The organism is Caballeronia sp. SEWSISQ10-4 2, assembly GCF_030464885.1.
GTDB lineage: Bacteria > Pseudomonadota > Gammaproteobacteria > Burkholderiales > Burkholderiaceae > Caballeronia.
In genome coordinates this window covers 1-26,775 of the sequence record NZ_JALPRJ010000024.1, presented here as the reverse complement: position 1 = coordinate 26,775, position 26,775 = coordinate 1, and the positions used below count along the sequence as shown (strand labels likewise).

At 58.8% G+C, this 26,775-nt stretch carries 21 protein-coding genes; 16 read left to right on the top strand and 5 right to left on the bottom strand.

Features of this window, described 5'->3' with window-relative positions; all coding sequences use genetic code 11:
• Positions 1-270 precede the first annotated feature (270 nt).
• From M0D69_RS17710 to M0D69_RS17680, 7 genes are all read left to right on the top strand, one after another.
• Complete coding sequence (locus tag M0D69_RS17710; protein ID WP_301783335.1) at positions 271-1,905, top strand: sugar ABC transporter ATP-binding protein; 1,635 nt, start codon at positions 271-273, stop codon at positions 1,903-1,905.
• A 146-nt stretch (positions 1,906-2,051) separates the two neighbouring features.
• Positions 2,052-3,155 (top strand): LacI family DNA-binding transcriptional regulator, encoded by a 1,104-nt coding sequence (locus M0D69_RS17705; protein WP_301783257.1) that lies wholly within the window; start codon positions 2,052-2,054, stop codon positions 3,153-3,155.
• A 435-nt stretch (positions 3,156-3,590) separates the two neighbouring features.
• Complete coding sequence (locus tag M0D69_RS17700; protein ID WP_301783256.1) at positions 3,591-5,318, top strand: methyl-accepting chemotaxis protein; 1,728 nt, start codon at positions 3,591-3,593, stop codon at positions 5,316-5,318.
• 408 nt (positions 5,319-5,726) lie between these two features.
• Positions 5,727-6,488: a 2-keto-4-pentenoate hydratase gene (locus M0D69_RS17695; RefSeq protein ID WP_301783255.1), complete on the top strand. Its 762-nt coding sequence runs from the start codon at positions 5,727-5,729 to the stop codon at positions 6,486-6,488.
• Positions 6,489-7,168: 680 nt separating this feature from the next.
• Positions 7,169-9,091, top strand: a complete 1,923-nt coding sequence (locus M0D69_RS17690) for a PrkA family serine protein kinase (RefSeq protein WP_047897328.1) — start codon at positions 7,169-7,171, stop codon at positions 9,089-9,091.
• 245 nt (positions 9,092-9,336) lie between these two features.
• The gene (locus M0D69_RS17685; RefSeq protein WP_122172862.1) at positions 9,337-10,602 is read left to right on the top strand and encodes a YeaH/YhbH family protein; all 1,266 of its coding nucleotides are present in this window, start codon (positions 9,337-9,339) and stop codon (positions 10,600-10,602) included.
• Positions 10,599-12,251, top strand: a complete 1,653-nt coding sequence (locus tag M0D69_RS17680) for a SpoVR family protein (RefSeq protein ID WP_301783254.1) — start codon at positions 10,599-10,601, stop codon at positions 12,249-12,251. The genes M0D69_RS17685 and M0D69_RS17680 overlap by 4 nt, the downstream gene beginning before the upstream one ends.
• 91 nt (positions 12,252-12,342) lie before the next feature.
• Here M0D69_RS17680 and M0D69_RS17675 read toward each other — a convergent pair whose 3' ends face one another.
• Positions 12,343-13,413, bottom strand: coding sequence for an AI-2E family transporter (locus M0D69_RS17675; protein WP_301783334.1), 1,071 nt, complete (start codon positions 13,411-13,413; stop codon positions 12,343-12,345).
• 238 nt (positions 13,414-13,651) lie between these two features.
• Here M0D69_RS17675 and M0D69_RS17670 point away from each other — a divergent pair, with 238 nt between their 5' ends.
• From M0D69_RS17670 to M0D69_RS17660, 3 genes are all read left to right on the top strand, one after another.
• Positions 13,652-14,236, top strand: coding sequence for a TetR/AcrR family transcriptional regulator (locus tag M0D69_RS17670; protein ID WP_301783253.1), 585 nt, complete (start codon positions 13,652-13,654; stop codon positions 14,234-14,236).
• A gap of 83 nt (positions 14,237-14,319) precedes the next feature.
• Entirely contained in the window at positions 14,320-15,249 is a 930-nt protein-coding gene (locus M0D69_RS17665) for an SDR family oxidoreductase (protein ID WP_301783252.1), read from the top strand.
• Positions 15,246-15,905 (top strand): NAD-dependent epimerase/dehydratase family protein, encoded by a 660-nt coding sequence (locus tag M0D69_RS17660; RefSeq protein WP_301783251.1) that lies wholly within the window; start codon positions 15,246-15,248, stop codon positions 15,903-15,905. The genes M0D69_RS17665 and M0D69_RS17660 overlap by 4 nt, the downstream gene beginning before the upstream one ends.
• Before the next feature lie 57 nt (positions 15,906-15,962).
• Here M0D69_RS17660 and M0D69_RS17655 read toward each other — a convergent pair whose 3' ends face one another.
• Together M0D69_RS17655 and M0D69_RS17650 are read right to left on the bottom strand one after the other, a co-directional pair.
• Positions 15,963-16,967: an aldo/keto reductase gene (locus M0D69_RS17655; RefSeq protein WP_301783250.1), complete on the bottom strand. Its 1,005-nt coding sequence runs from the start codon at positions 16,965-16,967 to the stop codon at positions 15,963-15,965.
• Positions 16,968-17,050: 83 nt separating this feature from the next.
• On the bottom strand, positions 17,051-18,436 hold the full coding sequence (locus M0D69_RS17650; protein ID WP_301783249.1) for a DHA2 family efflux MFS transporter permease subunit: 1,386 nt from the start codon (positions 18,434-18,436) through the stop codon (positions 17,051-17,053).
• 126 nt (positions 18,437-18,562) lie between these two features.
• Between M0D69_RS17650 and M0D69_RS17645 the strand changes: the two genes are divergently transcribed.
• Complete coding sequence (locus M0D69_RS17645) at positions 18,563-19,423, top strand: LysR family transcriptional regulator (protein ID WP_301783248.1); 861 nt, start codon at positions 18,563-18,565, stop codon at positions 19,421-19,423.
• 201 nt (positions 19,424-19,624) lie between these two features.
• Positions 19,625-21,268, top strand: a complete 1,644-nt coding sequence (locus M0D69_RS17640; RefSeq protein WP_301783247.1) for a tannase/feruloyl esterase family alpha/beta hydrolase — start codon at positions 19,625-19,627, stop codon at positions 21,266-21,268.
• 29 nt (positions 21,269-21,297) lie between these two features.
• Here M0D69_RS17640 and M0D69_RS17635 read toward each other — a convergent pair whose 3' ends face one another.
• A complete protein-coding gene (locus M0D69_RS17635) occupies positions 21,298-21,696 on the bottom strand; it encodes a DUF3331 domain-containing protein (protein WP_301783246.1) in 399 nt (132 codons plus the stop codon).
• A 357-nt stretch (positions 21,697-22,053) separates the two neighbouring features.
• Here M0D69_RS17635 and M0D69_RS17630 point away from each other — a divergent pair, with 357 nt between their 5' ends.
• Positions 22,054-22,710, top strand: a complete 657-nt coding sequence (locus tag M0D69_RS17630; protein WP_301783245.1) for a TetR/AcrR family transcriptional regulator — start codon at positions 22,054-22,056, stop codon at positions 22,708-22,710.
• Positions 22,711-22,727: 17 nt separating this feature from the next.
• Here the strand turns inward: M0D69_RS17630 and M0D69_RS17625 are convergent, their stop codons facing one another.
• Positions 22,728-23,636, bottom strand: a complete 909-nt coding sequence (locus M0D69_RS17625; RefSeq protein ID WP_301783244.1) for a LysR family transcriptional regulator — start codon at positions 23,634-23,636, stop codon at positions 22,728-22,730.
• A 285-nt stretch (positions 23,637-23,921) separates the two neighbouring features.
• Here M0D69_RS17625 and ampC point away from each other — a divergent pair, with 285 nt between their 5' ends.
• From ampC to M0D69_RS17610, 3 genes are all read left to right on the top strand, one after another.
• On the top strand, positions 23,922-25,109 hold the full coding sequence (gene ampC, locus M0D69_RS17620) for a class C beta-lactamase (RefSeq protein WP_367619725.1): 1,188 nt from the start codon (positions 23,922-23,924) through the stop codon (positions 25,107-25,109).
• Between the two features lie 380 nt (positions 25,110-25,489).
• Positions 25,490-25,669 carry a hypothetical protein gene (locus M0D69_RS17615; RefSeq protein ID WP_122170904.1) on the top strand — a complete coding sequence of 60 codons (180 nt, stop codon included), beginning with the start codon at positions 25,490-25,492 and terminating at the stop codon, positions 25,667-25,669.
• Between the two features lie 69 nt (positions 25,670-25,738).
• Positions 25,739-26,775: hypothetical protein (locus M0D69_RS17610; protein WP_301783243.1), on the top strand; the 1,037-nt coding region annotated here is incomplete at its 3' end.

Sequence of the window (26,775 nt, the reverse complement as noted above, 5' to 3'; positions counted from 1 at the left end):
TCAAGATCCGGGTGCCACTGCCGATATAACGAGAGAATGGGACGACCAAACATTTTTCTCGATGAGCGGCAGCAGTGCCCGGCATCTTGGCTACCAACGTAGTGGGCCGCTCAGGGTTTCGCGCACAAACCTGATTGCAAACGATTGCGATCAGGCCGGTGCCGGGTTGGAGGCGGGTTGCAAACGCCGACAACCGAAGCCCGGTTTGCGGCCCGGCGCAGCGACAAGGCACGCGCGCTTCAAGAGCGCGGCGGCTTTTCGCCAGGGAAGATGATGGACGACATGGTGGAAACCGCGCCCGTGCTGACGGTGAGCGGTATCGGCAAGACCTACGTAGAACCGGTTTTATCCGATGTCACGCTGGATCTGCACGCAGGCGAAGTGCTCGCGTTGACGGGGGAAAACGGGGCGGGCAAAAGCACGCTGTCCAAGATCATCGGCGGCCTGATCGATCCGACCACCGGCACCATGACCCTGGGTGGAGCGCCTTACGCGCCGGCCAGCCGCAAGGAAGCCGAAGCGCTCGGGGTGCGGATGGTGATGCAGGAGCTGAACCTGCTACCTACGTTGTCGGTGGCTGAGAATTTGTTCCTGAACCGCCTGCCGCAGCGCAAGGGGTTCAAGTTCGGCTGGATCGACCGGGCGACGCTGCGCGAGGATGCCCGGCACGCGATGCAGCAGGTCGGACTGGATGCGATCGACCCGGACACGCTCGTGGGCGCGCTGGGGATCGGGCATCAGCAGATGGTGGAGATCGCGCGGAATCTGATTGGCGATTGCCGGGTGCTGATCCTGGACGAACCCACTGCCATGCTGACCGCGCGCGAAGTGGATTTGTTGTTCGAGCAGGTCGAGCGGCTGAAAGCACGGGGCGTGGCGCTGGTGTACATCTCGCACCGGCTGGAAGAACTGAGGCGGATCGCGGGGCGCGCGGCCGTGTTGCGCGACGGCAAGCTGGTTCATATCGACGCCATGCAGAACCTGACAAGCGACCGGCTGGTCACGCTGATGGTGGGACGCGATATAGGCGAACGGATTGATCTGGGCGAACGGCGGATTCGCGAGGTCGCGCTGAAAGTGGCGGGCATGAGCCGCGGCGACGTGGTCCGCGACGTGTCTTTCGAGGTGAAGGCGGGTGAGATTTTCGGCATCAGCGGGTTGATCGGCGCCGGCCGTACGGAGTTGATGCGGCTGATCTACGGCGCGGACCGGGCCGATAGCGGCGTGGTGTCGGTGGCGCGCGCGGGCGCGGCGCTGACAGCGGTGAAGATAGCGTCGCCCACGGACGCCGTGAAGCACGGCATTGCGTTGATTACCGAGGATCGCAAGGGCGAGGGTTTGCTGCTGCCGCAACCGATTGCCGCGAACATTTCGCTGGGGAACATCGGCGCGGTGTCGAGCAACGGTGTTGTCGATGGACGGCGTGAAGCGGCGCTGGCGCAAACGCAGATCGACGCGATGCATATTCGCGCCGCCGGTCCGTTGCAGCCGGTGTCGGAGTTGTCGGGCGGCAATCAGCAGAAGGTGGTGATCGGGCGTTGGCTGGCGCGAGATTCCACGGTACTGCTCTTTGATGAACCCACGCGCGGCATCGACGTGGGCGCGAAGTTCGATATATACGCCTTGATGGGTGCGCTCGCGCTGGAAGGGCGGGCGTTGGTGGTGGTGTCGAGCGATCTGCGTGAATTGATGCTGATTTGCGACCGGATCGGGGTGATGTCGGCGGGACGGATGACCGGGGTTTTCGAGCGGGACACATGGTCGCAGGACGCACTGCTGGCAGCGGCCTTTGCCGGTTATGCGAAACGCGACGAGATTCTCCACGAACCGATTGAACCGGACGCGAAAGCGCCGCCTCAGCCGGAGATTGACGGTCAGGCGAGTCGACCGGCCGCGGAGCGCTGAATGAGCGGACAAGCAGGTGTAGAAGGGCAGGACCGAGCAGGCAACCGGGAACGCAAGGCTGGAGGGGCAGCGCAAGCAGGATGCGCGTTGCGGTAGCCAATTAAGAAGAGCAAAAAGCAAGACCAAGTCAGAGAGAAGGACCAAGTATGGCGACGATCAAAGATGTGGCAGCCATTGCGGGCGTGTCGTTCACTACGGTGTCGCATGTCGTGAACAACTCGCGGCCCGTCTCGGCGGAAGTGCGGCTGAAGGTCGAGCGCGCGATCCAGGAACTGGATTACGTGCCGTCGGCGGTTGCCCGTTCGCTCAAGGCGCGCAACACGCTCACCATCGGCTTATTGGTGCCGAATGCCACCAATCCGTACTTCGCGGAACTGGCGCGAGGAGTGGAAGACGGCTGTGCGAAGAACGGCTATTGCATGTTCTTCTGCAATTCCGACGACGACCCCGCCAAGCAGCGCAGCTACTTGCGTGTACTGCAGGAAAAACGCATTGACGGGCTCGTGATTGCATCGGCGGGAGAAGATGCGGTGCTGGCGCAATGTCTTGCCGGATCGCGTGAACCGCTGGTGATCCTGGACCGGAATATTGAAGGGGTATCGGCGGATCTGGTGCAGATCGACCATGAGAAGGGCGGTTACCTGGCCACGCGCCACTTGCTGCAACTCGGCCATTCCCGGGTGGGCTGCATCACCGGCCCGATTGCCACGGCGGTCAGCGCGATGCGCGTCCACGGGTTTATCCGCGCAATGGCCGAACGCGGTATCGAGATCGAGCCAAACGCCATCCAGCAGAGCGCGTTTTCCGCGACGGGCGGCTATGAAGCGGCCTCCCAACTCTTCGATACCCTCAAACCCACCGGCATTTTCGCGTGTAACGACATGATGGGCGTGGGTGCGTTGCGAGCGGCGGCGGAGCGGGGCATTAGCGTGCCGCGTGACTGCTCGATTATCGGTTTCGACGATATCGAATTGAGCCGGTACACGTATCCGGCATTGTCGACGGTTGGGCAATCGGTTCGCGAACTCGGAGAGCTGGCGGCTCAGACGCTGATCGACCGGATTGCGGGGAAGGTGCCGGCGACCACGCGGCGACGGGTGGTGACACCGCGGATGATCTTGCGTGAATCGACGGGGGTCGTGCCGGAAGTGTTGCCGCAGGCCTATAGGAGGGAAGCAACGTCCGCTCCGCCGAGCGCTTCTGCCATTGCACCGCAATCCGTTGCACGAGGTAATACGGAAAAGGCTTGAACGCAGACGAGCGTTCGTTCGCACCTGAGTTTTAGCGTGTAAGCGGTGTTTTGCTTGCGGCAGGTTGGTTTGCTGGCGCAAGCAAAACCCGGCTGTAAAACAGCGCTAAAGAGACTATTCAAACCACGCCCTTAGCTGCGGCTAGCAACTCCACTTCCATCCGTCTTCAGAATTCATCCCGCCCGTCCAACGCGAGCACTCGCGAATAATCCTGCGAACACTTACAACAAACGCATTAATGCGTGGGCGTACTCGTAAACGTGCATCGAAAACTCCTAGGGTTATTCATTAGATGAAATAACATTTCACGAATTTCCTCAAGTGCTGCGCACACACGCCGTAAAAGAAGTCCAAGCAGACGAAATTTGGCCACGCATTGAATCGTGATTCCAGAACGCACCGCCGACACTTTCAATTGCCGCTACGAGGAAAATCATGAATATGAGTTTAACGATCAAGGCCCGTCTCGGTCTGACGATGGCATTCCTGGGGCTGCTCCTCGTGGCCATCGGCGGATTGGGGCTCTATGGCCTGAATGAATCTACCAGTGCGTATCGCGACACGTTTGAAAACCAGATGCCAAGCGCCAACGCCGTCAGCAACGCGGAACTCTATACGGCCCGCGAACGGCTCGTGTTCGACCGCGCGGCGCTTCTTGCCGGCACGCCGGAAGCCGCCTCGATCATCGAGCGCGGTGCACTGATGCGCGGCCTTGCCAACGATTTCTGGAAGAAATACAGCGAGCTGTCGCAGACCGCGGCCGAAAAGCAACTCGCCGATACCTCCAACGCCAAGCGCCTGGCGCTGCAGAAAGCAATCGACAGCGGTTACGAGGCCGTCAGGGCCAATGACCAGCCGCGCATTATCCAAACGGCCAGGGCGATGCAGGCCGCGTACGGTGAGCTTTCAACCGCCAATGACGCCCTGCGCAAATACCAGTTCGACGAAGCGAGGCAAGGCTACGACGCCGCCCAATCGGCGGCCGCAACGTTTCGTACATTAAGCCTGGGCGCAATCCTGATCGGCCTGGGCGCTGCCGCGTTTTCCTGGTTCGCGCTGCGCCGTGCGATTGGCCGGCCGCTGGACCAAGCGCTCGCGCACTTCGAAGCGATCGCTGGCGGCGATCTGCGCGGCAAGGTCACCACCACGTCACGCGATGAAATGGGTCTTCTGATGCAAGGTCTTGCCAAGATGCAGGCCAGCCTCGTCGGGACGGTGCGCACGGTGCGCTCGGGCAGCGAATCTATTGCGACGGCGACCAAGGAGATTGCGGCGGGCAATATCGACTTGTCGTCGCGCACGGAAGAGCAAGCTTCGGCGCTGCAGGAAACGGCGTCGAGCATGGACGAACTGACCGGCACCGTGAAGCAAAATGCCGAAAACGCCCGTCAGGCGAGTTCGTTGGCTGCCAACGCGTCGGAGATTGCCAACAAGGGCAGCCGCGTGGTGGCGCAAGTGGTCGGCACAATGGGCGAAATCAACCAGAGTTCGGCGAAAATCGCGGACATTATTACGATCATTGAAGGAATTGCGTTCCAGACCAATATCCTCGCGCTAAACGCGGCCGTGGAAGCAGCCCGCGCGGGCGAAGAAGGGCGCGGTTTCGCGGTCGTGGCGGGTGAAGTGCGCAGCCTTGCGCAACGCTCGTCGGCGGCGGCGAAGGAGATCAAGGGCCTTATCGATACCTCGGTCGAACGTGTGCAATCGGGCACCTCGCTGGTCGATGAAGCCGGGCGCACGATGAGCGAGATTATCGGCGCGGTGCAGCGCGTGACCGACATCATGGGCGAAATCGCGGCGGCCTCCGAAGAGCAGAGCAGCGGCATCGATCAAGTCGCGCGCGCGGTCACGCAAATGGACGAAGTGACGCAGCAGAACGCGGCGCTCGTGGAGGAAGCGGCGGCCGCGGCGCAATCGCTGGAAGATCAGGCGGCGAAGTTGCGGCAGGCCGTAGCGGTGTTTCATCTCGACGATGACAGCTCGGTCGAGACCGGTTCGAGTCGCCCGGTTGCGCGGCCCGGGTCATCCGCGGCGGCAAAGTCGCGCGTAGCCGTTCCGGCGAGAACGCGGCGCGCCGAGCCGGCGATGCCATCGACGAAAACGCCGGTCGCAGCAGCACGGCCGGCGGCGGTCGCGGCTACCGGCGACTGGCAAACCTTCTGATCGGCTGCCCCTGGATTTATCGGGTCGGACAACCGGTGTGAACGCGCCCCGCGAATTGGATTCGCGGGGCGCGTTTTTACTGATGGTTTGTTTTTCCTTAAGCCTTCGCTGCTGGCCCGCTTTCAGTGACCGGCCCGCGCTCGAAAACCGCTCCCGACGTGTTAAATACGCGTTCCAGCGAGTGCCAGAGCGGTGAGGGTCCGTTTCACCGTTCGGCCGTCAGCGGCTTGAACACAGCCTTCGGCCAAAGCAAAAGGCCGTCGATATCCAGGGCGTTCGCCATCGCAGAAGCCCTGTCGTCCGGACCCGAACTCGCGATTCCTGGCGACTTCCCCGTACACTGAGCGCACTTCGTTCAACCCGCATCTGATCAGAATTCGTTTCGATGCCCACCACAGGACGCTCGCCATGACTGAATCCACCCTCGCTGCGCAACTTGTCCAGGCCCGCAGACAGCGCACCCTGATAGAAGACCTCGAGTCAGTCGATATCCCCGCCGATGCCGAAGCGGCCTACGCCATCCAGCACAAGGTTCTGTCCCTATCCGGCGCGCGCATTGGCGCCTGGAAAGTCGGTGCCCGGGCGCCCGGCGCGCAGGCGAACGCGGCGCCGATCGATGCAGAACTCGTCCACACATCGCCCGCGCGCGTCCCGCATGCGGCGTTCTTTCGGGTGCTGGTCGAACTGGAGATTGCGTTTCGATTTTCATATGCGTTGCCGCCCCGCGATGAACCTTACAGTCGCAGCGAAGTGTTCGCGGCGCTCGGCAGCATGGCGGTGGCGCTTGAAATTGTGGATAGCCGCTTCGCGCAATGGCCGAACCTCGCGACGCTGGCACAACTTGCCGATTCGCAGAACAACGGCGCACTGATCGTGGGCAAGATGGAGCCGTACGAGGTGATCGCGCCGAACTTCGACTTCCTTTCACCGCTGCTCGAACTGGCCGTCGACGGCGTCTCGATCGTGCCGCCGAGCACCGGCAATCCGGCGGGCGATCCGCGCGAACTGCTGGTCTGGTTCGTCAATCATTGCAGCGCGCACGGCCACGCGGTCCAGCCGTTCTGGACGGTGACGACCGGCTCCTACACGGGCGCGCGGCGGGTCGATGGGCCGAGCGTGGTGAGCGGCCGGATCGACCGCATCGGCGAGATCGAACTGACGCTGGAGTGACATCCGGACGGAATGCCGGCGCACAATGAAAGCATGCTGAAACAGATATCCATGCGCCGTTGTTACATCAAAAAAGGCACTCGAACGAGTGCCTTTTTACCTTCTAAATCCCTCTGCACGTAGCGGGTATAGGCGGTCAACGGATGCCTTTGCGCATCGTTTAGTAAGAGAGCGGCGCATGACATTTTAGAGCCCGCAATCGAATGGACATGAGAGCGGCGGCGCCAAAAATGCATCGGAACTTGCATCGTTCCGGTGCTACGAAGCGTATATGACATAAGCACGGGGATAAGCGGTGGATAACGTGTGGATGAGCGGGGGACAACACAGGGACAACTCGACATGCGCGAGACTTAAGTGGGACCTAAGCACTCAATGCATAAACGCGGGGTACGCTGACCCTCGGCAGCAGCAGTCGGGGTATTCGGCTGCCAGCATGTCGCATGGGTCGAGGGCTTGTACAGCAAGGCTGTGCAGCCAATACGGAAAACGTTTCGCGAGTCGGGATGATGATTGTAGGTGAACGAAAATATTCCACCAAGCTAGGAATACTTCGAAGCAAATCAACAACGCATTTGCATGAAAAAAAATTCGAATAGGTTTAGGATGAACTGAAGCGATGTTGTTCTGATTAGGCGCGCCGCGCACACATTGCTTTCTGACTTCGGCGAGGAGGTAGCATGGATATCTACAGCAGTTTCGCGACCCGCTTCGAAAAGACCCGCGAGGAGGAATTCTCGCTCGAAGAGTATCTCGCGCTCTGCAAAGACGATCCTGCAACGTATGCAACAGCGGGCGAACGGATGTTGGCGGCTATCGGGGAACCGGAGTCAGTCGACACGCGCACCGACCCGCGTTTATCGCGTGTGTTTGCAAACAAGGTGATCAAGGTGTATCCGGCATTCCGTGAGTTCTACGGAATGGAGGAAGTGATCGAGCAGGTGGTGTCGTACTTCAGGCATGCGGCCCAAGGGCTGGAAGAGAAGAAACAAATCCTGTATTTGTTGGGACCGGTAGGCGGCGGCAAGTCATCCATTGCTGAGCGTCTCAAGCAACTCGCCGAGCGTGTTCCGTTCTATGCAATCAAGGGTTCGCCTGTCAATGAGTCGCCTCTTGGGCTCTTTGACTACGACGAAGACGGCCCGATCCTAGAAGAGCAATACGGCATTCCGCGCCGCTATCTCAAGAACATCCTGAGTCCGTGGGCAGTGAAGCGCCTTCACGAATTCAATGGCGACATCCGCAAGTTCCGCATCGTTCGCCGCTACCCCTCCATCCTGCGCCAGATCGGTATTGCCAAGACCGAACCTGGCGATGAGAACAATCAGGACATCTCGTCACTCGTCGGCAAGGTCGACATCCGCAAGCTTGAAACTTACTCGCAGGACGACGCTGACGCCTACAGCTACTCCGGCGGACTGTGTCTTGCGAACCAGGGCTTGCTTGAGTTCGTCGAAATGTTCAAGGCGCCAATCAAGGTGCTGCACCCGCTGCTCACTGCTACTCAGGAAGGCAACTTCAAGGGCACGGAAGGTTTCGGTGCAATCCCGTTTGATGGTGTGGTCCTCGCTCACTCGAACGAGTCGGAATGGAAGACGTTTCGCAATAACAAGAACAACGAAGCACTGCTCGATCGTATCTTCGTGGTCAAGGTGCCGTACTGCCTGCGCTACAGCGAAGAGATGAAGATCTACGAGAAGCTGCTGCGTAATTCTTCGTTGACGAACGCTGTTTGCGCGCCCGGTACGTTGAAGATGATGGCGCAGATGGCGGTGCTCACGCGCTTGCATGAGCCGGAAAATTCCAGCCTCTTTTCGAAGATGCAGGTCTACGACGGCGACAACCTCAAGGACACGGACCCGAAGGCGAAATCGTTCCAGGAGTACCGCGATTTTGCAGGCGTCGATGAAGGCATGAACGGCGTTTCAACCCGCTTCGCATTCAAGATCTTGTCGCGCGTATTCAACTTCGATTCTGCCGAAGTCGCGGCCAATCCGGTGCACCTGATGTACGTGCTGGAACAGCAGATCGAGCGCGAACAGTTTCCGCCGGAAACCGAACAGAAGTACCTGTCGTTCATCAAGGATGTGCTGGCATCGCGCTATGCCGAGTTCATCGGCAAGGAGATTCAGACCGCGTATCTGGAATCGTATTCGGAGTACGGACAGAACATCTTCGATCGTTACGTCACGTATGCCGATTTCTGGATCCAGGACCAGGAATTCCGCGATCACGATACCGGCGAAAGTTTCGACCGTGCGTCGTTGAATGCGGAACTGGAGAAGATCGAGAAGCCGGCTGGCATCAGCAACCCGAAGGACTTCCGCAACGAGATCGTGAATTTCGTGCTGCGGGCGCGGGCGGCGAATGGCGGCAAGAATCCGGCGTGGATCAGCTACGAGAAACTGCGCGTGGTGATCGAGAAGAAGATGTTCTCCAATACCGAAGAACTTTTGCCAGTGATCTCGTTCAATGCCAAAGGATCGGCGGAAGAACAGCGCAAGCACGAAGACTTTGTGAACCGGATGGTCGCGAAGGGCTATACGCCGAAGCAAGTGCGTCTGCTCTGCGATTGGTATCTCCGGGTGCGCAAATCGTCGTAATGCGGCCTGCTTTTTGGTCTGTTTTTGGTCTTTTCCACAGGGAGATTGATGACTTCTCAGCGAAAGCGGGTAAAACGTGATTGAATCGTAGTTGTGTTGTCAGTTTTGAGTCATACGTTCGCGTAACGCTGGCTTTGGAACCAGCGAAACGCGAGCACCTTGGCGAGTGCTGGCCTTGGCGCCACAGCGCGCGGTTCCGGGCCAACAGCGCTTCGCTTCCTCGCCAATTACGCGGGAGACTGGATGTGCTGCATCAAATCATCGACCGCAGGTTAGCCGGTAAGAACAAGAGCATTGCCAACCGCGAACGCTTTTTGCGTCGTGTCAAAAACTATATTCGCCGCGCGGTGTCGGATGCCGTTCGGGACCGTAGCATCAAGGATATCCAGAGCACGCAAAGCATCACGATTCCGAAGAAGGACATCGCCGAACCGTCGTTCCGGCATGGCCCTGGCGGTAAGCGTGAGCTCGTGCATCCGGGTAACGCCGAGTACATTCGTGGCGACAAGATCGCACGCCCGAATGGCGGCGGCGGTGGTGGCGGCAAGACCGCGAGCAATGAAGGCGAAGGGCAGGACGACTTCGTGTTCGAGTTATCGCGGGAAGAATTCATGCAGTATTTCTTCGACGACCTCGAGCTTCCGCGTCTCGTCAAAACCCAATTAGCAGCCGTGCCGACATGGAAGAACGTACGGGCGGGGTTTTCGGCTGAAGGAACGCCAAACAATATCGATGTCGTGCGTTCGCTGCGCAGCGCGCTCGGGCGGCGGATTGCATTAGGGTCGCCGTTATCGCGCCAGTTGCTGGAGTTGGAGCGGCAGCTGGAAGCGCTTCAACTGGAAAATGGCGACCCCGAAGAGATTGCGCGGCTGGAAGCTGACATTGTGATCATGAAAGGGCGCATCACGCGAATTCCTTTCATCGACCCATTCGACTTACGCTACGTCAACCGGACCAGACAACCCACGCCATCGAGCAAGGCCGTGATGTTTTGTCTGATGGACGTGTCCGGTTCCATGGACGAGCAGCGCAAGGATCTGTCGAAGCGTTTCTTCATTCTTTTGTACCTGTTCCTGAACCGGAACTACGAAAAGATCGAAGTGGTCTTCATCCGGCATCACACGCGCGCGGAAGAAGTGGACGAAGAAACCTTCTTCCATTCGACCGAAAGCGGTGGCACGGTTGTGTCCAGCGCGCTTGAGTTGATGAAGAAGATCATGGATGAGCGTTATTCGCCCACCGAATGGAATATCTACGGCGCGCAGGCGTCCGACGGCGACAACTGGACTGACGATTCGCCCAAGTGCCGCAAGCTCCTAGCCGAAGACATTCTCCAGAAGGTGCGCTATTTTGCCTATATTCAAGTAGCGCCTGAAGAGCAGAATCTCTGGGTGGAATATGCTCATCTGGCACAGAGTGCGCCTGAGCTCGCGATGAAGAAAGTCGAATCGGCTGCGGATATTTATCCGGTCTTTCGCGAACTGTTCGAGAAACAACAGGCGGCTGCATGACGACACGGCATTTGAACAACGAAGCACGTGGGTATCACCTCAAACCCGGCGAAGAACTGAAAGCACAAGACAGCGCGCCCCAAAAGGCCAGGAAGCCACGCAAAAGCGCGGCGTCGGAAGGAGACACCATGAACGTGGCGGAAAAAAGGCCGTTGCCGTGTCCATCGGACTGGACCTTCGAGTTGATCGAGGAATACGACACCGAGATTGCCCGTGTCGCGCAGCGGTACGGTCTCGACGTCTATCCGATCCAGCTCGAACTCATCAGCGCCGAGCAGATGATGGACGCGTACGCGTCGGTCGGCATGCCGGTGAACTACCGGCACTGGTCGTTCGGCAAGCACTTCCTCTCCACCGAGAAGAGTTACCGGCGCGGGCAAATGGGCCTTGCGTACGAGATCGTCATCAACTCGAATCCGTGCATTGCGTACTTGATGGAAGAGAACACGATGACGATGCAGGCGCTCGTCATCGCGCACGCGGCGTACGGGCACAACTCGTTTTTCAAGGGCAACTACCTGTTCAAACTGTGGACAGACGCGCACGCGATTATCGATTACCTCGTTTATGCGAAGAATTACATCGCGGAATGCGAGGAGCGGCATGGCATCGACCGGGTGGAGGAATTGCTCGATTCCTGCCACGCGCTGATGAATTATGGCGTCGACCGGTATAAGCGACCGCAGAAACTGTCGCTGGCGAAGGAAGTGGCCGCGCGGCGCGAACGCGAGGCGTATTTGCAGTCGCAGGTGAATGAACTCTGGCGCACGCTGCCGAATAAAAAGGCGACCACGACCGAGGAAATTGAAAGCCGGTATCCGCCGGAACCGCAGGAAAACCTGCTGTATTTCGCGGAGAAGAATGCGCCGCTGCTCGAACCGTGGGAACGCGAAGTCATTCGCATCGTGCGCAAGGTCGGCCAGTATTTTTATCCGCAACGGCAGACGCAGGTCATGAACGAAGGCTGGGCCACGTTCTGGCATTACACGCTGCTTAATACGCTTTATGCGGAGGGTCGTCTGGAAGATGGCTTCATGATGGAGTTCCTCCATTCGCACAGCAACGTGGTGTATCAGCCGCCCGTGACCAAGCAGTATTACAGCGGCATCAACCCGTATGCGCTGGGATTTTCCATGATGAGCGATATTCGCCGCATCTGCGAAAACCCGACGGATGAGGACCGCGAATGGTTTCCAGAGCTTGCCGGCAGCGACTGGCTGGAAGCGCTGCATTACGCGATGCGCAATTTCAAGGACGAGAGTTTTATCGCGCAGTATTTGTCGCCGCATCTGATTCGCGAAATGCGCCTGTTCTCGATTCTCGACGACGACATGCGCGACTCGCTGGAAGTGTCCGCTATTCATGACGAAAGCGGGTACAGGTATGTCCGTCAGGCGTTGTCGCGGCAATACGACATGCATCATCGTGAGCCGAATATCCAGGTGTATTCGGTGAATACGCGCGGCGATCGCAGCCTGACGCTACGCCATTTCATGACCGACAACCGTCACCTCACCAATGACAGCGAAGAGGTTCTCAAGCACATGGCGCGGCTGTGGCAATTCGACGTATATCTTGAGAGCGTCGATGAAAACGGCACGGTGAGAAAGCGCTTCGATTGCAAATACACCGGAGCGGAGAAACGCTGAGTTTTCAGTCTACGTTGCGGTATAAAAAAAACCGGCTTGCTGATTACTCAGCAAGCCGGTTTTTTTTAAAGACGAGAAAAAAAGCCAGACGCTAGACCTTCTTATCTATTCTCCGTTCTTCCTCTTCCTGTGTGAACAAGTCCCAACTCGCCATGAACAGCGCGGCGATCAGCGGTCCAATCACGAAGCCGTTGATCCCGAACAATCCCATTCCGCCCAGTGTGGAAATCAGCACGACCCAGTCGGGCATTTTCGTGTCCTTGCCGACCAGGATCGGACGCAGCACGTTGTCCACCATGCCGATCACCACGACGCAGAACACGATCAGGATCACACCGCGCCAGATATCGCCGGTGAGCAGAAAATAGGCTGCAGCCGGCGCCCAGACCAGCGCGGCGCCGATCGCGGGAAGCAGCGAGAGGAACGCCATCAGCACGCCCCACAGCAGCGAGCCCTGAATGCCCAGCATCATGAAGATCATCCCGCCGAGGAAACCCTGCACGGCGGCGACCGCGATGTTGCCCTTCACCGTCGCCCGGACGACGGTCGTGAACTTGGCGATCAAGTGCTGCTTGGGACCTTCGTCGAGGGGCAGGGCGCGGCGAATGCGACGGCCGATTTCACCGCCATCGCGCAGCAGGAAAAACACCAGGTACAGCATCACGCCGAAGCTGATTACGAACTGGAACGTGTTCTGCCCGATGCTGAACGCCTGCGTAGCCACGAACTGGCTGATGGCGGCAGCGCCGCTGGTCAGCCGTTGCTGGATGCTCGGGATATCGGTCAGGCCGAAGCGGCCAAGCAGCGCTTGCAACGAATTCGGCAGTGCGTGAATGGCCTGCTGGAAGTAGGTCGTGAAATTCGGCTGGCCGGCCTTGACCTGCGCGTAGGCAAGGCCGATTTCCTGCACGAGCGTAGCTGCTACGAAGCTAAGCGGAAGGATCACCACCACGATCGTCAACCCCAGCGTCGCGAACGCCGCCAGATTGCGTCGCTTGCCGAATTTAACGGCCAGATAGCGCTGCAGCGGCTGGAACAGGATTGCGAGAATCGTGCCCCAGAAGATCGCCCCGAAGAACGGCAGCAAGATCCAGCAGAGCGCAACGGTGACGACGAACAGCAAGATGTGGAAGAAGTTCTGGTGAACCGAGCGGTTATTCATAAGATCCCTGAAATGAAGCTGGAGTCGTGGTGCGGTCATAGCGAGCTTCAGTGCCCCGAACACCCTTACCAATGCGATTGCCGGATGCTAGCACGGTCAAGTTTTGCCCCGTCCGGCAGACTTGGTAAGCTTTTCCACCGCGTGACGTTTGGCCTTTTCTGCATGAGTCTTGCCTCTGTTGCGAAAATAGATATAATTGAGTATTCACTCACTCATTTAATCGATTCAATCACGCACGATGGCTCGACCCAAAAGCGACGACAAACGCAACGCGCTGCTTCTCGCCGCCGAACAGGTTTTTGCGCAACGCGGACTGGCGGCTGCACCGACATCGGCGATATCGAAGCAGGCGGGCGTCGCGGAAGGGACCTTGTTCACGTACTTCCGCACGAAGGACGAGCTTGTGAATGCGCTCTACCGTTCCATCAAACTCGATCTCGCCGACGCGCTCATGTCGCGGTTCCCCCGGCAGGGACCGGTGCGCGACCGGCTTGAATATCTGTGGAACGCGTTCGTCGATTGGGGCGTGGCGAACCCGCAGCGGCTGAATGTGCTGGATCAGTTGACAGTGGCGGATACGGTCAGCGACGAATCGAAGGCCGTGGGTTATGAACCGTTCGCCGAGATTGAAACGCTCGCGCAACACAGCATCAAGACCGGCGTGTTGCAGCCTTATCCGGTCGAGTTTGTAGCCGCAACCATGAAGGCGCTGGCGGAAACCACGATGGCTTTCATGACAGCGTATCCGGAAGAAGCCACGCGGTATCGGAAGGTCGGTTTCGATGTGTTCTGGAAGGGCGTTACACGCAACACGGAAAGCTGAACCGCCAAGTCGGTCTTGCGGGCAGCAAGCGTCGATTTAATGACTGATTACTCACGCAAAAAAGCGTTTTGGAGGACAAGCACATGAGTACATGGACTACAGCCGATATCCCTTCGCAGGCGGGCAAACGTGCATTGGTGACTGGCGCGACCGGTGGGTTGGGTTATGAAACGTCGCTGGAACTGGCCCGCGCGGGCGCCGAAGTAATACTCACCGGACGTAGTGACGCGAAAGGGCGAGCGGCTCTCGAACGTATTCGCCGCGAAGTGCCAGCCGCCCAAATCCGTTTTGAATCCATCGACCTGGCGAGCCTCGCGTCGGTCTCGAGCGCCACGAAGCGGCTGCTTGAAGAAGGTCTGGCGATCGATGTGCTCGTGAATAATGCCGGCGTGATGATGCTGCCCAAGCACGAAAAGACCGCCGATGGTTTCGAACGCCAGTTCGGCACCAACTATCTCGGTCACTTCGCGCTGACCGCGCAGTTGCTGCCGTTGTTGCAAAAGAGCGCCGCACCGCGCGTGGTGAATCTCAGCAGCATTGCGCATCGGCGAGGAAAGATTTCCTTCGATAACCTGCAAGGCGAGCGTGCTTATAAAGCGTGGCCGGCCTACGAACAGTCGAAGCTCGCCATGCTTATATTCGCGCTGGAACTGCAACGCCGCAGCGACGCGAACGGCTGGCGTCTCATGAGCAACGCGGCGCATCCGGGGTTTGCGCGGACCGATCTCATCGCGAACGGGCCGGGAGAGACGGGCGTGTTGGCGCTGGTGAGTCGCGTGATGAAGCCATTCTTGAGCCATAGCGCTGCGGAAGGTGCGTTGCCCACGCTGTTGGCCGCTACATCGCCTGAAGCACGGGCCGCTGCTTATTACGGCCCGAAGGGTTTTCAGGAAATGATAGGTGCGCCCTCGGAGGCGCGCATTTACCCGCAAGCCAGGGACACGGCCGTTGCCGCTAAACTTTGGGATGTATCGGTGAAACTCACGGGCGTGTCGTGGCCGGGAAAATCATGAAAGTGCTTATTTTTGGCGCGACAGGAATGGTCGGGCAGGGCGTGTTGCGCGAATGCCTGCTCGATACGGACATCAAGCGCGTGGTCACGGTGGGACGTAATGCGACAGGACAACAGTATCCGAAGCTTACCGAGATCGTGCATAAGGACCTCCTCGATCTCACCTCGATCGAGTCCGAACTCACCGGCTTCGATGCCTGCTTTTTCTGCCTGGGCGTGTCGTCGTTCAGGATGAGCGAGGCTGACTACACTCGCCTGACTTACGATCTGACGTTCGCGGTCGGGCGGACTTTGTCGCGTCTCAATCCGGACATGACCTTCGCCTATGTGACGGGAGCCGGGACCGATGCGACCGAGCGCGGGCGCGTCATGTGGGCGCGCGTGAAGGGCCGCACCGAAAACGCTCTGATGCGCATGCCGTTCAAGGCCGCGTATATGTTTCGTCCGGGGATGATTCAGCCAATGGACGGTATTCGCTCGAAAACGCCCGTGTACCAGATGGTGATTTCACTGGGGCGGCCGTTGTTTCCCGTGTTGCGGCGCGCGTTCCCGAATACGATTACAACGACCAGTCAGTTGGGACGGGCGATGATCGCGGTAGCCAAGGAGCGCGCGGCGTCGCGAGTGTTGGAGACTCGCGATATTGCTAAGTACTAGACAGCATGTTCGCACGGAGAGGCGAGTGAAATCGCTCCGCCGTGCGAACGAAACCGTTTATCGCGCGGCGTCGCCCCACCGGTACTCGACCGTGGCGTCGTCCAGTTGCGTCTTCAACTCGGCATCGAGAGTGAAGTCAACTGCGGCCAAACTATCCGAAAGCTGCTCGGGCCGGCTGGCCCCAATGATCGCCGATGTAACCACCGGATTCGCCAGCACCCACGCGACCGATGTCTTCGTCAACGACTCACCGGTCGGCGCCACGATCTGCTTCAATTTTTCGATGGTTTCAAACTCGCGCTCATGCCAGTAGCGCTGCTGATACATCGATCCGGCCTTACCGACTTTGGCCGTAAAGCGACCCTCGGAGGGCGCGGCATCGTGTTTATGTTTGCCTGTCAGCAAGCCGCCAGCAAGCGGGTTGTACGGAATCACGGCCAGATGCTCGTCAGTAGCAAGCGGCAGCAATTCACGCTCGATCTGCCTGAATAGCAGGTTGTAACGCGGCTGGACCGAAACGAAGCGCGCCACGCGCAAGACATCGGAACGACCTAGTGCAGTCGCAAGCCGGTACGCCAGGAAATTGGATACCCCCACGTAACGCGCCTTGCCCTGGCGCACGATCGTATCGAGCGCTTCCAGGGTTTCGTCGAGCGGCGTGTTGAGATCGTCGGAATGCAGTTGGTACAGGTCGACGTAATCGGTATTGAGCCGCTTGAGCGATGCATCGATGGCGTCAAGCAGGTGCTTGCGCGACGCACCCTGATCCCACGCCGAAGGCCCCATCTTGCCGACCGCTTTCGTCGCCAGGATGAACTCGCCGCGCCGCGCGGGTGCATCCTTCAACCAGCGTCCGACAATCTCCTCCGTGCGTCCGGCCGCGCTTTCCGTGCTGCCGAGCGGATAGACATCGGCGGTATCGATGAAATTGACACCTGCTTCTGCAGCACGATCCATGATGCTGCGTGACACGTTCTCTTCCGTCTGCAGACCAAAGGTCATGGTGCCGAGGCACAGACGCGAAACAGTCAGGCCAGTACGGCCAAATTTGCGGTATTGCACGGTGAACTCCTTGGGCGGTATTGAACGCGGGTTGAGTATCCAACCAGCTTAAACGTTCAGGCTCGAGCCTGCATTTTCCATATTCACGAGGTGGCGGCTTGCGGCGCCGGGCGGGCAGGCACTGCATCCAGAAAACGGAACACGATGGCCGATGCCAGCGTCACCAGGCCCACGCATACAAACGCGATCCGGAACGCGAGCGCCGCCGAGCCGAGGTTCGCCGAGAACACCGACACCAAGCCACCGCCAATCGACACACCCAGTCCGATCGCCAGCATCTGCACCATCGAAAAAAGACTGTTGCCGCTGCCGGCGTCCTTGATCGACAAGCCCTTGAGCGTGACGCTGTTCATCGCGGCGAACTGCATGGAGTTGCACGCGCCGAACACGGCAAGGATCGCGATCTCGATCACGAGCGGCGTGCCAACCGAAAACGAAGCGAAGCCGACTATCGATGCCCCTACGAGGATCGTGTTCCACAACAGGAAATTATCGTACCCGTAGCGCTTGACAAGGGGCGAGATCCAGCCCTTTGCAACGGTCCCGGCGAATGCGGCGGGCAACATCATCAAGCCCGAATGCAGCGGTGTGTAACCCAGCTGTAATTGCAGCAGCAGCGGCAGGAGAAACGGCACTGCGCTCGATCCGATCCGGCACAGCAGGTTGCCAATCAAGCCCACGCTGAAGTTCGGCTCATTGAACAAAGACAGCTTGAAGAGCGGATCGGGTCGACGCTTGGCGTACGGAATGTAAGCGAGCGCAGCAATTGCCGAAAGCACGAACAACCCGCCCGACACCAGCAGCTTGTGCGATTGCGCGGGGCTGTCCAGCGCCATCGAAAACGCGACCATGCAGAGCGACAACATCGCGCAGCCGATAAAGTCGAAGGGCGGAGCATGAGGAATCGCATCGTCGGGAAGAAAGCGATGCACGGCGATCAAACCCAGCGCGCCGATGGGCACGTTGATCAGGAAGATCCAGTGCCATGAAAACGATTCGACGAACCAGCCGCCCATTGTCGGTCCAAGGATCGGGCCAACCTGGCCGGCAATGGAGATGACCGCGAGCGCCGATACATACGCCTCGCCCGTCACGCTGCGCAACACGGCCAGCCGGCCGATGGGCAGCAGCATCGAGCCGCCGATCCCCTGGATCACGCGCGCCACGATCAGTTGATTCAGCGATTGCGCGTTAGCGCAGCAGAGCGAGCCGATCACGAACAGCAGGATCGCGACGAAATAGACGCGGCGAGTGCCGAAGCGGTCGGCGAGCCAACCGGACGCGGGTGTGAGAAGCGCCATGGTCAGCGTGTAGGCGACGACGATAGGTTGCATCGCGAGCGGTTGCGCATGCAGGCTGTGCGCAATGGAGGGTAGGGCCGTGTTGACGATGGTCGTGTCGAGGGCTTGCATGAAAAAGCCGACGGCCACGATCCACAACAGCGCCGTGTGTGAGTTTTTTGAAGTCATCCAGTTACTGCTGAAAACAGTGTCGCGCGGGGTTTGCGCGATGTGTCGATTTTAAGACGCCGACTGGCAATCGGGAACCCCGCTGGCCACGTTGACTATCATCGTTAAATCCGATCACAATGCGTCATGCTCAATCCGGTCTGGCTGAACACGTTCGCGACAGTGGCCGCGTCGCACAGTTTCACCGATGCCGGCCGCCAGCTCCGGCTCACGCAATCCAGCGTGAGCGAGCACATCCGGCGGCTGGAAGAACACGTCGGCCGTCGGCTGCTCGTGCGCGATACTCACTCGCTCGCGCTCACCGCCGACGGCGAAGCCATGCTGGTCCACGCCCGCATGATCCTCGAAGCGATGACCCACGCCGAGTTGCAGTTCCGCTCGCCGCGTCTGCGGGGCCGCGTGCGCCTGGGAAGCTCCGACGACGTCGCGCTCGGTCCCTTGCCCAGCGTGCTTGCGGCATTTCGCCGGACTCACCCCGATGTCGAGCTGGAGATCACTATCGGTATGACGGGGCGGCTTTACGAGCATCTGGACGCAGGATCGATCGATTTGATGATCGGCAAACGGCGCATCGGCGATCCGCGCGGCATTCCGCTGTTTTCAGGACAACTCGAGTGGCTCGGGCTGACAGGCACCGAGGTGGATCTCGAACAGCCGCTGCCGCTGATCCTCGTCGCCGAGCCGAGCGTGACGCGCGCCGTGGTGCTCGACTCGCTGGCCGCGGTCGGCGCGCGCTGGCAGGTGGTCTGCACGAGCAGTTCGTACGCAGGATGTATCGCGGCTGCACGCGGCGGGTTGGGGCTCACCGTGCGGTCCCATTTCCTGGCAGGCAGAGGGCTTTCGCCGCCGGTGAATCGCGCTGCGCTGCCGGAGTTGCCTCAGGTCGAATTCATTGCGTTGGGGGCGAAGCACTTGAGCCGGCCTGCGGAGACATTGCTGGAGATATTGCAGAACAGCGATCTGCGGGGGGAATGGCCGGGAGAATGACAGCCACGCGCCCAGGCGTGATCCGTGCGGCGCGGTTTTCATCGGACCAATCGGGCTGAGCCGCCCACGCCAATCGGTTGTGCAAACGCAACGCATTCGGGCAATCGGATTTCTGCCAATAGGATGCTTCTTATATATTGTGCGGCGAAAACGCTGTTGGCTTTCTGCTTCATCCTGCCGCAGCAATCCAATCTCTAGGCGATGCCCCAAGCTACAACCACTCTCCTGCGTGCCCTGCTGCTGTTCACTGCCTTAATCGCGTGCAGCACTCACGCAAGCGCCGCTTCGTACCTCGTCAAGCACTGCGCCGAGCTGGAAGGCACAGAGGTGCCGGCGTCGGTGATCGGCTTGCCTACTCGCGGCGCGACTATCCTGGGTGCATCGATCGTAGCCGCAGCCGCGCCGAAAAACCGCAACGGCGAATATTGCCGGCTTGTAGGCGTGATCAAGGCGCAACTCGACACCACGCCCGACATCCGCTTCGAGGTCAATCTGCCGACGCGCTGGAATGGCCGGGCGTTGCAGATGGGCGGGGGCGGTTACAACGGCGTGATCGTGAGCGGCACCGAGCCGACCGCGTTTGCGCCCGCCGCCTCGCCGCTGTCTGACGGTTACGCGACCTTCGGCTCGGATTCAGGTCATGTCGGCAACTCCGGCCGCGCCGATTTCGCGATGAACGACGAAGCCGTGATCAACTTCGGCTACGGTCATCTCAAGAAAACCCATGACGTTGCGCTCGCGCTGATCATCATGGGCTATGGCCGCAAGCCCGAGCAGACCTACTTCGCCGGCGGCTCCACCGGCGGGCGCGAAGCGTTCACGGTGATCGAACGATATCCCGGCGACTACGACGGCGTGATCGCCAACGCACCGGCCATCAACTTTTCGGGCGTGCGCCTGATGGGCGTGAAAGTAGGGCAGGCGGCGTATGGGACACCGGGTGGTTTCGTCGGGCCGGCCCAGCAAAAGCGCGTGGTCGAGACCGTGCTTCACGAATGCGATGGGCTCGATGGCGTGGTCGACGGGATTGTCGCGAATGTAGAGGCGTGCCGCGAGCATGAGCCGCAGATCGTCGCGCAACTGCGATGCGCGAACGGACAACGGCCTTCGTTGCGGGACAGTTGTTTGTCGGAGGCGCAGCTCGCGACGCTGGAGATTTTGCGCGACGGCTTTGCGCTACCTTATGAACTCGCTTACGGGGTCACGCGGTATTACGGCTACAACGTGTTCCAGGGTGTGGATTATTCCAGCGGGCTGGGACTCGGAAATTCACCGGTCGCCACCCAGCCTTTGCGCTTCGACGCCAACGGTTACCTGTTCATGCAGGGCGATAGCTACATGAAGTTTTTCGTCACGCATGACTTGCGCTTCGATACGCTCGGCTTCGATGTCGATCATCCGGGGATCTATAAATCCCGCCTGATCGATTTGTCGGCGACGGTCGGAGCGATGAATCCGGACATATCGGCGTTCATTGCGCACGGCGGCAAGCTGATCACCATGCATGGTCTTGCCGATGAAGTCATCAGCCCGAACCAGACCATCGCTTTTTATCACTCGCTGGTCGAGAAGTATGGGCAGAGTATTGTCGATTCGTTCATGCGGCTGTATATGGTGCCGGGATTTCAGCACGGCAACGGCGTGTTCATTCCAGCCTGGGACGAACTCGGTGCGCTGGACCGGTGGGTCACGATGAATATTGCGCCGGAGACGCTCATCGGGACGGACATAGCGAGCGCTACCAACGGGCGGTCGCGGCCGCTCTGCCGATATCCCGGCTTTCCGAAGTATCTGGGCAAGGGCAATGTCAACAATGCCACGAGCTTTCGATGCGAGAACCCCTGATCGACGCTCGGTGGATAGGCCAGTGCTGGCTACGACTGCCGGATCGTTCCAAACGGCACCAGCTCGGACGCGATGATCATTGCGCCTGCATTGCCAGGAGGCGGCTGACTGATTGCTGGCCGATAGATGAAGTCGCCTGGCTTGATGATCTTGCCGCTCAGCACGCACTCGCCGCGTTGTTTGGCGAGTGCTACCCGCCACGTCTGGTGCCCATAGTAGCCCGAGAGCGGATCGCACCATGAGACCGTGGCCGTTCGTGGAGTGGGGCGTTCGATCACGCTGACCATCAACGTCGCGTGATCGTTCCAGATGGTTTTTGCCGGACGCCGTTGTGCTATTCGCGTTGCTTCGTCGGCTACCTGCCGGGCGCGTGTGTTATCGAGTAACGCTACGGTTTGGGACCATGCACTAGTGTGTTTCTCGAGCATCTCACCTTTCCTTTACAAGAAATTCCACGCAGCCGGCGTCACCGGTGTCACGACGAAGCGATCACGTCATGCCGATTTCCGGTTGCACAAGACCACATCCGGCACGCCGAATATAGTTAGCATCACTACCGAGGTGGGGCGCCGTGACGTCGTGGTCGATGCTTGCGCGTGAGGCTGCGGTCGATCAATGTGGCTCATGAATATATTCAACGAGTGATGAATTGATGAGATAGTAGGGCAATCGGGCAACCGATGTCAAACGCCGCGCAATTACGGCTACTTAGGGAGTACCGGTGGGGCGCTTTACGTCGGTTAAACTTCGGGCTCGCCTTACTGCACCTGAATCCGGATCGAACCATGACAGTTTCAACAGCACGTCCGGCGCAAGCCGCCAAGGAGAAACGCTCACGCGGACGCCCCGCGTGCAGCGCGATCGCCGGCTCCGACGCGCTCCTGAAAAGCGCGCGGCAGGCATTCGCCAAGCGCGGATTCGACGCGACCAGCGTGCGGGAAATCGCGCGGGATTCCGGCGTCGATCCCGCGCTGATCTCGCATCATTTCGGTTCGAAGGAAGCGTTGTGGATTGCGGTCGTTGAGCAGATCGCCGAGCAGGCCGCACCGATGATCAAGTCGATCGCAGCGCTGCGCACCTCCGATCTGTCGTTGCGTCAGCGGGTGGAGCGGGCGCTTGCGATCTTTATCGACAAGGTGTTCCGTGATCCGGATATCGGTATGTTTTTCTCGACGGCGGCAACGGAGCAGGGCGAGCGGCTGGATGTGCTGGTCGTACGCCTTCTGCGTCCTTTTCACGACGTGTTTTTCGCGCTTCTCGCCGATGCTATCGATGCGGGCGAACTAAAACCCAACGATCCGGAAGTGCTGTTCGCGTTGCTGACTAACGGCATTAGCAAAACGGTCTCGTACAGCCACGTCATGTCGATCTTTTCCAAGCTCCCGCAGCAGCAGGCGAAGTTCAAACGTACCGTGCTCGCTACCGCGCTCAGCATGCTTTGACGTGAATTTTTCGTACTCTACGGCGAAGCTGGGCCAGTTTGATCGACCGTCTCGCCGGTCGCTTGCGCGAGAATCCAGTGACGGAACAATTCCGTGGCGGGCGACATGCGCCTCGATTTCAACCATGTCAGCCAATAGCTGCCAGTTCTCACTTCCGTATCGAAGGGTCGAAAGAGCAGTTCCGCCTGCAGTTCCCGGGCGAACATCAGAGGCGGAGCCAGGGCGACTCCCGCGCCTTGTACGGCGGCTTCCACCATCAAGCGCGACGAGTCGAAAACCGGACCATTTACCGGCCATGGATCGAGTCCAGCCGCGCTAAACCAGCCGGTCCATTCGTCGGCTCGATACGAACGAAGCAGCGTCTCCCTCGCAAGATCACACGGTCTGGAAAGCCTTCTCGCAATGTCCGGTGCGCAAAGCACGGTCAGCGGCGCATCGAGCAACATGACATTGTGTGTCGCGGGCCAGGCTCCGTCACCGAAGCGAATTGCGAAATCCAGCCCCTCCGCTGCCAGGTCGACCAGATTGTTATGGGTCAGCAGCCGCAACTCCACAAAGGGATGAGCCTCCCGAAATGATTTGAGCCGTGGCAGCAGCCAGCCGACTGCAAAAGTCCCGACCACGCCAATCGTAAGCACTTCGTGAAAATGCCCGCCCTCGAATTGCTTCAGCACGCCCTCGATGCGACTGAATGCATCGGTCAATACCGGAAGCAGTGCGCGGCTTTCGTCGGTCATGCCCAGTCCGCGTGGCAATCGTTTGAACAAGGTAGTGCCGAGCCGTTCTTCGAGCATCCGAACCTGCTGGCTGACGGCAGCTTGCGTCACATTGAGTTCGAGTGCCGCGCGTGTGAAGCTCAGGTGCCGTGCCGACGATTCGAATGCGCGCAGTGCATTCAATGGGAGGTGAGGACGGATGGATGCCATGGCATAAGTTTTTCTTTACCCAGACAGAAATTATGCTCGCTTGTAGATGACTCGCAAAGGGGCGATATTCTCGTCGCCATTCGACGCTTTCTTCATCGCATCGCAGGTCCTGAAAAGCGTCGGTGTGAACGGCATGAATCACGAGATGGGCATGGGACCCGAGGCCGAGAAACCCCTCAACATGGCGACCGGACCCGAGGTCTGCTATGTCATGAAGGGCGAGATAATCTTGCTGGTCGAGGGCCAACCGGTAAAAGTAATCCGATCAGTATTTACGGAGAATGCATGCGTTCCGTTTTTTCCAAGAAGTTGTTGATTTCCATCTTGATGTCTTCATGTTTTCTCGCCTCCAACACGTTTGCAGAAGGTGAAAATAAGCAGAAGGAAATCTCGGGCGTGGTTGATGGTGTAATTCGTCCCTTGATGCAGAAATATCGAATTCCCGGCATGGCGATCGCAGTAATCGTCAACGGCGAAAGTTACTTTTATAACTATGGTGTGGCATCACTTCAAACACAGCGACCGATTACAAGCCAAACCCTCTTTGAAATTGGGTCAGCTAGCAAAACATATACGGCAACATTGGCTTCGTATGCTCAGATCAATGGCAACCTTGTGTTGTCCGACAGTGCCAGTAAATATTTTCCATACCTGCGCGGTAGCAGTTTTGACAACATCAGTCTGCTAAATCTTGGCACGCACACGTCCGGTGGCCTCCCGTTGCAAGTTCCTGAGGCTATCCACAATGACGATCAGTTAATGGATTATTTCAGGCAATGGAAACCATCTTACGCTGCCGGTACTTACCGAATCTACTCGAATCCAAGTATTGGCATGCTCGGCATGATTGCCGCCCGGAACATGAATGAGTCTTTTGTTCACGCCATTGAAAAGAAGTTATTCCCCATGCTTGGAATGACGCATAGTTACATTAATGTACCGTCGGATCAGATGAAAGATTACGCGCAAGGCTACACGAAGCAGGGCGCTCCGATCAGGCTGAACGCAGGGGTTCTGTCCTCGGAAGCCTATGGAATTAAATCGAGTGCGCCGGACATGATCCGATTTATAGCAGCCAACATGCAGATGATTAAGATTGACAGCAAGTTGCAACGCGCGATCGACGACACCCATACTGGATATTTCAGGTCGGGTGAAATAACGCAAGACCTCATATGGGAGCAATATCCCTATCCCGTGGAACTGAAACAGGTTTTGGCGGGCAATTCGGACACGATGATTTATCAGGCTACGAAAGCAACCGAGTTAAACCCTCCGCTCCAGCCACAAGCCAATTCGCTGATCAACAAAACCGGATCAACCAATGGATTTGCCTCATACGTCGCCTTTGTTCCCGCTCAAAAATTGGGGATCGTCATGCTTGCAAATAAAAATTTTCCCATCGCTCAAAGGGTGACTGCTGCATATCAAATATTGACCCAACTTGGCGGTCGGCTTAGTCCATGGAACTGAGGGTTGTCCGCGCAGCTCGGCCCGGGCATCTTCTTGCCGACGCATGGAAATGGGGGGTGTCTCAAGATTCGTAAATTTGCGCACGTTAAGGGGTCCCCTTGATTTCGTTGCATTTTACGGGGACGACAGCGCCTAGGCGCCATGGGGCTTTGCGAAACGGCCCTATTAAAAAATCTCATTAAATCAAGTACTTCCTGTCTGGCCTCGTAACTGCTCATAAACCCGGGGCAGTCGCGCCAGGCGTTGCGTGGCCCTTGACCCGCTCATCAAGCCCGGATGTCAGCGACGAGCTTCCTGCAGGCCGCAAAAAAATTTCAGTTGTAAACCGTGGACGGCAATGTTAACTTTCGTCGCGTCGCCACTCTCTACGTTGCCAGATCATGAGCATCCCTCAAAAATTCATTCCGCCGGATATCGCGCGAGACGAATTGACGCCGCGGGAGCTTGAATTGCTGGCGGTGCTCGAGCAACTGACCGATATGGTCAATCGCCAGCAAGAGCGGCTTCAAGCACTGGAACAGGAAATCGCCCGGCTGCGCAAAGCCGGCAAGCGCGCATAGCCTCACGCAGTCGTGAGGAAGAAACTCGCTGCGCCGTATATCCCCAAAGTCGAGCACACGCCCGCGGTCATGAAGCTGCTCGCCTGGGGTGAAGGCCTCATCGAAATCATCCTTCGCCAGCATGAGCAGGAGTTGCATCTGAAGGATGAAGTCGCCGTGCTCAAGGGTGAGAAGAAGCGCCCGAAGTTCAAACCGAGCCGCATGCATGAGGAGGCCGGCAAAGCCTGCGCGCTCGATCGGCAGCAGCAAACGAAGCCGGCCAGACGACGTGGTAAGCCCAGCAGGAGCAAGACCGCCCAACTGAAGATCGATTGCGAAGAGATCATCGAGCCGGCCGGGTTGATCCCGCCGGGCTCCCGATTCAAAGGGTATCGAGATTTCGTGGTGCAGGACCTGGTGATCGGCTCTCGCAACACGCGCTATCGGCTCGCACGCTGGCAAACACCAGACTGCGAGACCTTGACCGGGCAGCTTCCCCGGGCAGTCGCCGGCAGCCATTTTGGCGCGACGCTGGTCAGCTATGTGCTGTACCAGCACCACCACTGTCACGTGACGCAGCCGCTGTTGCGCGAGCAACTGCGCGAATGGGGCATCGAGATCTCGTCCGGGCAGTTGAACGCGCTGCTGCAAGAGGGCAAGGAGCGCTTTCACGCGGAAAAAGACGGGCTGTTATCGACTGGCCTGGCGCTCTCAGCGTATGTGACGGTCGATGACACGGGCACTCGACATCAAGGCAAAAACGGCTACGTCACCCACATCGGTAACGAACACTTCGCCTGGTTCAAAAGCACGTGCTCGAAAAGCCGCATCAATTTCCTCGAGTTGCTCGGTGCGGGACATGGATACCAGATCAACGAAGACGCGCTCGCTTACATGAAAAAGCAAGGGCTCTCGCAGGTGTTCCTGCAGGCGCTGCGTGAGCACGGCCGCGCGAGCTTTGCCGATCAGCGCGCGTGGCTACTCCACCTTGACAGCCTGGGCATGGACGTTGCCCGCTACCGCAACATCGCCACCGAGGGCGCGTTGCTGGGCAGTCTTAATCCTGAGTTCCGCCCATTTTGTAGCCTTGTTAATGGCGGCAAGTGCCTGTCAGTGCTCGTAAATTT